Below are 6,323 nucleotides of genomic sequence, written 5' to 3'. Positions count from 1 at the left end.
CCCCTCGCCACAACAGCCCTCAACGCAGTGACGGCGTGCACTCAGCTGACCAGACTGCGCACCGCACTGATCTGTGGAATTTCCACCCGGCGCATGTACACCCGCAGCGGTTCTGTGATGTTGATGCGGTCGTCGATGTTCTGGTCCAGCAACAACTGGATCCGCTCGCGGGACAAAGTCATGGCCTGCTCGTCAACCGGCTGCCAGACAAACTCGGAGGTCGGGATGATGCCGTCGTCGGCCACGTCCATGCCGAAGGCGTCTTCGCTGAAACGGACGATGTACTGGTGGGTCTTGCGGTTCAGGCCGACAAAACCGTGGAGTTGGTCGGCGGCCTGGCAGATAAGCTCGGAGGTGATGCGCATGGTAAACCTCACTGAAAAGTCCTGTTTGGACTGGAAAGATGGTTTACACGCGTGGCAGATAATCTGCCCTCTGATGGGGCAGCTGATGGCAAGAGTACTGCATGGCACAGCACAAAAGTGCAGAAAAATGGCCCGTGAACACGTTAATGTCGGTTTGGTGATAGCGCCATTCGCAAGCAATTGTTAAAAAGGAGCCCTTCTCAAAGTTACCTCCACGAAAGGACCTCGCTTATGCCTGTCACGTTTACCAAGAGTGCCCTGCTGCTGTCCCTGATGCTGGGCCTTGGCCACGCACAGGCGGCAAGCCCGATCAGCCCTACCGAGTTGGCCACCAACGAAGGCATTCCGCACCCTGCGGTGATTGCCCACCGTGGCGCCTCCTTCGATGCACCGGAATCCACCGCCGCCGCCTACAAAGTCGCGCGCGACCTGGGTGCCGACTACCTGGAAATGGACCTGCAACGCAGCAAGGACGGCGTGCTCTTCGCCCTCCATGACAACAACCTGCAACGCACCACCGACGTTGCCACCAAATTCCCCGAGCGCAAGGACAGCCCGGCCAACGAGTTCACCTGGGCCGAGCTTAAAACCCTGGACGCCGGCAGCTGGTTTAACGCCGCCTACCCGGATCGCGCCCGCCCTGGCTTCGTCGGTTTGAAAATCCTCAGCCTGGACGAAATCATCAAGATCGCCGAAGGCAACCCGCAGCACAAACCCGGCCTGTACATCGAAACCAAAGAGCCGAAGCAATTCCCGGGTATCGAAGCCGACCTGAAGAACAAGCTGCTGGATAAAGGCTGGTTGAGCTCCACCGGCTCCAACCAGGCCCAGAAAAACATCGGCGTCGGCCAGGGCAAGGGCCGCGTAGTGCTGCAAACCTTTGAAAAGGACAGCCTCAAAGAACTGCAAAAAGAGATGCCCAACACCCCGAAAATCCTGCTGTTGTGGGTCGGTGAAGGCAGCATCGAGCCAAAATCCAAGGTGACCTTCGCCGAGTCCGGCGAGCCAAGCAAAGCCGCCTACTACGCCAAGCAAGAACCCAAGGACGCCGCCGAGTTCGAAAAATGGGTCGACGAGGCCAAGAGCCTGGGCGCCATCGGTACCGGCCCTTCGGCGCAGTTGACCAACCTGGGCGACCAGAGCTATTCCGACCTGGTCAAACCCGAGATGAACCAGTTGACCCACGACAAGGGCCTGCTGGTGCACGTGTATACCGTGGATGAGCCGGTGGACTTCGACAAGGTGATGAAAGCCGGCGTCGATGGCATCTTCACCAACCGCGCCGCCGAACTGCTGAAGTACTACAAGCGCTGGCCGTCCTCGAGTGTGGCCGACCTGCTGCAGGACAACGGTTACTGAGTGACTCCCGAATGGTCAGGTCGCCTGTGGCTGGGGCCTGATTACGGGCTGATCCTGGGTATTGCGGGGCGCACCGCGCCCCATGCGCACTATGCCCATCAGTTGATGTTCTCCCCGGGCGGGCCGATCACGGCCAGCCTCGATGGCCGTGTCACCACGGCCCATCGCCTGTTTATCCAGTCAAGAATGCCCCACGCCATCCTCCACACCGACGGTGAGGTGTTGATGGTGTATGTCGAACCCGGCGCTTTTGAACTCGACCTTTTGCAGGCCGCCCTGGCCAACAGTGAATTGTCCCTTGAAGCACTCAGCAGCACGCTGCAGCAGATACCAAGGCGCGAACTGGAAGACGCACGGGTGGAACGCGCACTGCTGGCGCTGGATCAGCAACTGAGCGGCAAGGTCTCGGCCCAAGCCCTGGCCCAGGCGGCACACGTTTCGTTGAGCCAGCTGGAGCGTTTATTCGCCAACCAACTGGGTTTGCCGGTGCGCCGCCTGGTGCTGTGGCGGCGCTTGCGGGTGGCGCTGGGACTGGCACTCGGCGGCAGCACCTTGACCGAGGCCGCCCATGGCGCCGGGTTCGCTGATTCGGCGCATTTTTCCCGGACCATGAAGCAGCTATTCGGCGTCACGGCGGGGGCGTCGTTGCGCAACCTGCAACTGACACTGCTCCCACTGATGACGCGAGCATCCTGAATGAACGCGGTGCCCTCAGGTTTTTCGCGAGCAAGCTCGCTCCTACAGTAGGTCGGTGGGAACCGGCGGCTCCTTGTTCAATCGCACAGCCCTGAAGGGGTCGCGCAGCTGCGCCACATACTCCCGTGGAAAATCCGGCCGGCTGCCAATCCCCAGATCGCCCTGCCCCATTCGATAGTCATGGCTGTAAAACGCCGTGCCAAATAGCCAATCCCATAGATTGAAAAACAAGCCGAAATTCACATCCCCTGCCCGGCCATATTTCATGTGATGAAAACGATGCACCGGCGCCCAGGCGAACACCCAGCGCAGCGGCCCCAGGCGCATGTCGACATTGGAATGCTGCAACAGCAGTTGAACGGCAATCGCCAGGGCCAGCAGCAGCGCAACGTCCGTGGGAATGCCCAGCAGGATCAACGGCGCCAACCCGGCCGTGGCTTCGAGCATCTGGTGCAACGGATGCTTCATCAAGCCATTGAGACCGTACAACCGCTGCACGCTGTGATGCACCGCATGCAGGCGCCACAAGGCGGCGACTCGGTGGCTGGCGTAATGCATCAGGGTGATGCCCGCATCGGCAATGACAATCGCCAGCAGCAATTGCTCCCAAAGCGGCCACGCCCGCGGCCATATGCCGTCAACGGCCAGCAACGCGGTCAACATCGGCAAGATCAACAAGCCCGCTGCATTGAGACCTTCATTGACCAACGCATGAATCAAGTCGCGACAACGATCACCTTGGTTGCGATTCCACTGCGGCTCATAGGGCAACCACCACTCCGCAATAAACGACACCACCACCGCGCAGAAAAATACCAGTGCCAGCCATTGCGGCGCGTTCACCTGTATCAGCCACAGCGCCCACCCGATAAATCCCACCCAAAACAAGGGCGCGTAGGCCCAGGCCATTAACTGTTTCATCTGTGCCTCCCATGATTGAGACGCCAGCATGAAACCCCGCACTCGCCGCCGATTGAACAAACGGCGCAATTTTAAGGGAGAGTTAAGTTGCGCTGGTTAACCTGATCCCACTTAAACAGCTCACCCCAAGGAATACACCATGAAAAACCTGACCGCTCTGTTCGCTGCTACCGCCCTGACGCTTACTGCAGGTTTCGCCCAGGCCGATGTTCGCCCGGACCATATTCCGGGCCTGCTCAAGTCCGGCGCCATCATGGATTTCGAAAAACTCAACGCCAAGGCAGTGGCCCAGCACAAAGGCGCCACCATCGTTGACACCGAACTGGAAGACAAAGCCGGCCGCCTGGTCTACGAGACCGAACTGCGTGACACCGCCAATGTGAAGTGGGACGTGAAGCTGGATGCCAAGACCGGTGAAGTCCTGGAAAACAAGCAAGACACCTGAGTTAAACCCTAAAAACGCCGCGCCGCCTTCGGGCCGCGCGGCTTTTTTATGCGCGTTGGTCGCCCAGAAGAGCAAATAGTCTAATTAGCGTGAACGAATTTGTACCTTGCGCCGCCAAGCTCGCTAGAATCCCAACCACCAGCCAAGGCACAACGCCAGCAGCATCAGGATCGAGACCGCGCGCCATGGGGCAAAAAGCCGCCGACATTGCCACCATTGGCCGAATCAGCGCTGTGCCGGCGATTCTGCAGGTGATCAGTGAAATGACCGGCTTGCGTTTCGCGGCCGTAGCGCGGGTCACCGACGATTCATGGACCGCCTGCGCCGTGCGCGACCAACTGGACTTCGGCCTGCCCGTGGGTGGCGAGTTGGACCTGACCACCACCCTGTGCCACGAAATCCGCGGTTCCCACGTCTCGATCGTGATCGACAAAGCCAGCGAAGACCCGCTGTATCGCGACCACCACACGCCACGCATCTACCACTTTGAAAGCTACATCTCGGTGCCTGTGTTCCGCACCGACGGGCGTTTCTTCGGCACCATCTGCGCCCTGGACCCGAATCCGGCGCAACTGCGCAGCAGCACTATCCAGTCCACCATGGAGTCGTTTGCCCGGGTGCTGTCGCTGCAAATCGAAGCCGAAGAAAGCCTCCAGCAAACCGAAGCCGACTTGCAGCAAGAGCGGGAAACCGCCGAGCTGCGGGAACAGTTCATCGCCGTGCTTGGCCACGACCTACGCAACCCGTTATTCGCGATCAACGTCGGCGCCGAACGCCTACTGCGCAAACACCCGGACCCGGCCACCGACACGCTGGTGCGGCACATGCTGGCCAGCGGCCGCCGGGCCTCGCAACTGGTGGAAGACGTACTGGACTTTGCCCGCGGGCGAATGGGCAGCGGCATCCCGGTGAACATCAGTGAATGCACTGGGCTTGAAGACACATTGCAGCATGTGGTGGAAGAGGTGCAGCACGTGCATCCAAAGCGGCTGATTCACGCCAGCATCGGCAATCTCAACGGTGTGAAAGGCGACCGCGAACGTCTGGCGCAATTGCTCTCCAACCTGGTGGCCAACGCCATCAGCCACGGCAACCCGGAAGGGCCGGTTGAAGTCAGTGCGCAGGTCAACGCCGGCACGTTTGAGTTATCGGTGAAAAACCTTGGGCTGATCAGTGACCAAGCCATGCCACTGCTGTTCCAGCCCTACTCCCGACCGACGGGCGCCCTGCCCCAGGCCGGGTTGGGCCTGGGTTTGTACATCGTCAAACAGATTGCCGACGCCCACGGCGGGCGGCTGGAAGTTTCTTCCCACGAGCAGGACGGCACGGTGTTTACCTTCAGCTTGCCCACTGGCGATTGACGCTCACCTCGAACCGTCACAAAACCGTCAAATACCCTTGCCATGATGCGCTCAAGTGAACCTGTGAAACCTCCTACAGGCACTTTCCCTGCGAGCGTCCATGAACCACAGCATCGACCACAGCCACCAGGACTCGGACCTGTTTGGTTTGCTTTACGGTTTTCGTTTTCGCCCCGGTGAAAAGGGCGAACAGATTGACTCAGCCACCGCCCTGGCGGCCTTGCAGCAACCCGGTGACCCCGAAGAGTTTCTGTGGCTGCACCTGAACCTGGCCCACGCCGCCTGCGAACGCTGGATGCAGGCGCACCTGAATCTGCCGGAAGAATTCTTCGAAGCCTTGCACGAAGGCTCGCGCTCCACCCGTATCGAACACGTGGACTCGGCCTTGCTGGCGGTGGTCAACGACGTGGTCTTCAACTTCAGCAGCATGGTGTCTTCAGACATTTCCACCTTATGGGTGTGTGCCCGCAGCCGGCTGCTAATCAGCGCGCGCCTGCAACCGCTGCACTCGGTGGACAAACTGCGCTCGTCGGTGAAGGCCGGCGAGCGCTTTCGCTCGCCGCTGGAACTGCTGGTGCATTTACTGCGGGACCAGGGCGAAGTGCTGACGCAGATCGTGCGCAAGACCAGCCTTAGCGTCGACCACATCGAAGACCAGTTGCTGTCGTCGCGCCTGTCCACCAACCGCGCCGAACTGGGCGCCGCGCGCCGGGTGCTGGTGCGCCTGCAACGGCTGCTGGCGCTGGAGCCGGGCTCGTTGCTGCGGCTGCTCAACCGCCCGCCGCAATGGCTGCAGAAGGAAGACGTGAAGGAGTTGCGCAAATCTACCGAGGAGTTTGCGCTGATCATCAACGACTTGATGGCGCTGGGTGAGCGAATCAAGCTGTTGCAGGAAGAGATCGCCGCCAACCTCAACGAGCAGAGCAACCGCACGCTGTTCACCCTGACCGTGGTCACGGTGCTGGCGTTGCCGATCAACATCATTGCCGGCTTTTTTGGCATGAACGTCGGTGGCGTGCCGCTTTCCACTGACCCGGAAGGTTTCTGGATTCTGGTGGCGCTGGTGGCAACGTTCACGTTGATTGCCGGGCGCTGGGCGTTTCGCAAGCGCAAGGATTACTGAATTTGAAATGCGATCACTGTGGGGGCTTGCCTGCGATAGCGGTGGTGACTGAT

Annotated in this window: 7 protein-coding genes; 5 read left to right on the top strand and 2 right to left on the bottom strand. The window is 60.2% G+C overall.

All coding sequences use genetic code 11. From position 1 onward, the window contains the following. Positions 1–41: 41 nt before the first annotated feature. The gene (locus tag SNL23_RS04680; protein ID WP_318301743.1) at positions 42–365 is read right to left on the bottom strand and encodes a DUF2025 family protein; all 324 of its coding nucleotides are present in this window, start codon (positions 363–365) and stop codon (positions 42–44) included. Positions 366–596: 231 nt separating this feature from the next. Here SNL23_RS04680 and SNL23_RS04675 point away from each other — a divergent pair, with 231 nt between their 5' ends. Further along, positions 597–1,724, top strand: a complete 1,128-nt coding sequence (locus tag SNL23_RS04675) for a glycerophosphodiester phosphodiesterase (protein WP_076016630.1) — start codon at positions 597–599, stop codon at positions 1,722–1,724. Then, positions 1,725–2,420, top strand: a complete 696-nt coding sequence (locus SNL23_RS04670) for a helix-turn-helix domain-containing protein (protein WP_318301742.1) — start codon at positions 1,725–1,727, stop codon at positions 2,418–2,420. 42 nt (positions 2,421–2,462) lie between these two features. Here the strand turns inward: SNL23_RS04670 and SNL23_RS04665 are convergent, their stop codons facing one another. Continuing rightward, positions 2,463–3,341, bottom strand: coding sequence for a sterol desaturase family protein (locus tag SNL23_RS04665; protein WP_318301741.1), 879 nt, complete (start codon positions 3,339–3,341; stop codon positions 2,463–2,465). Positions 3,342–3,480: 139 nt separating this feature from the next. Here SNL23_RS04665 and SNL23_RS04660 point away from each other — a divergent pair, with 139 nt between their 5' ends. From SNL23_RS04660 to SNL23_RS04650, 3 genes are all read left to right on the top strand, one after another. Continuing rightward, positions 3,481–3,786: a PepSY domain-containing protein gene (locus tag SNL23_RS04660; protein WP_076016633.1), complete on the top strand. Its 306-nt coding sequence runs from the start codon at positions 3,481–3,483 to the stop codon at positions 3,784–3,786. Between the two features lie 185 nt (positions 3,787–3,971). Further along, entirely contained in the window at positions 3,972–5,147 is a 1,176-nt protein-coding gene (locus SNL23_RS04655; protein ID WP_167663755.1) for a GAF domain-containing sensor histidine kinase, read from the top strand. Between the two features lie 100 nt (positions 5,148–5,247). Then, positions 5,248–6,270, top strand: coding sequence for a transporter (locus SNL23_RS04650; protein ID WP_076016635.1), 1,023 nt, complete (start codon positions 5,248–5,250; stop codon positions 6,268–6,270). Positions 6,271–6,323: the final 53 nt, after the last annotated feature.

It is taken from the genome of Pseudomonas sp. SED1 (genome assembly GCF_034044025.1).
GTDB lineage: Bacteria > Pseudomonadota > Gammaproteobacteria > Pseudomonadales > Pseudomonadaceae > Aquipseudomonas.
Note: the sequence above shows the minus strand (reverse complement) of the source record. Positions and strands in the feature narration are given on the sequence as shown.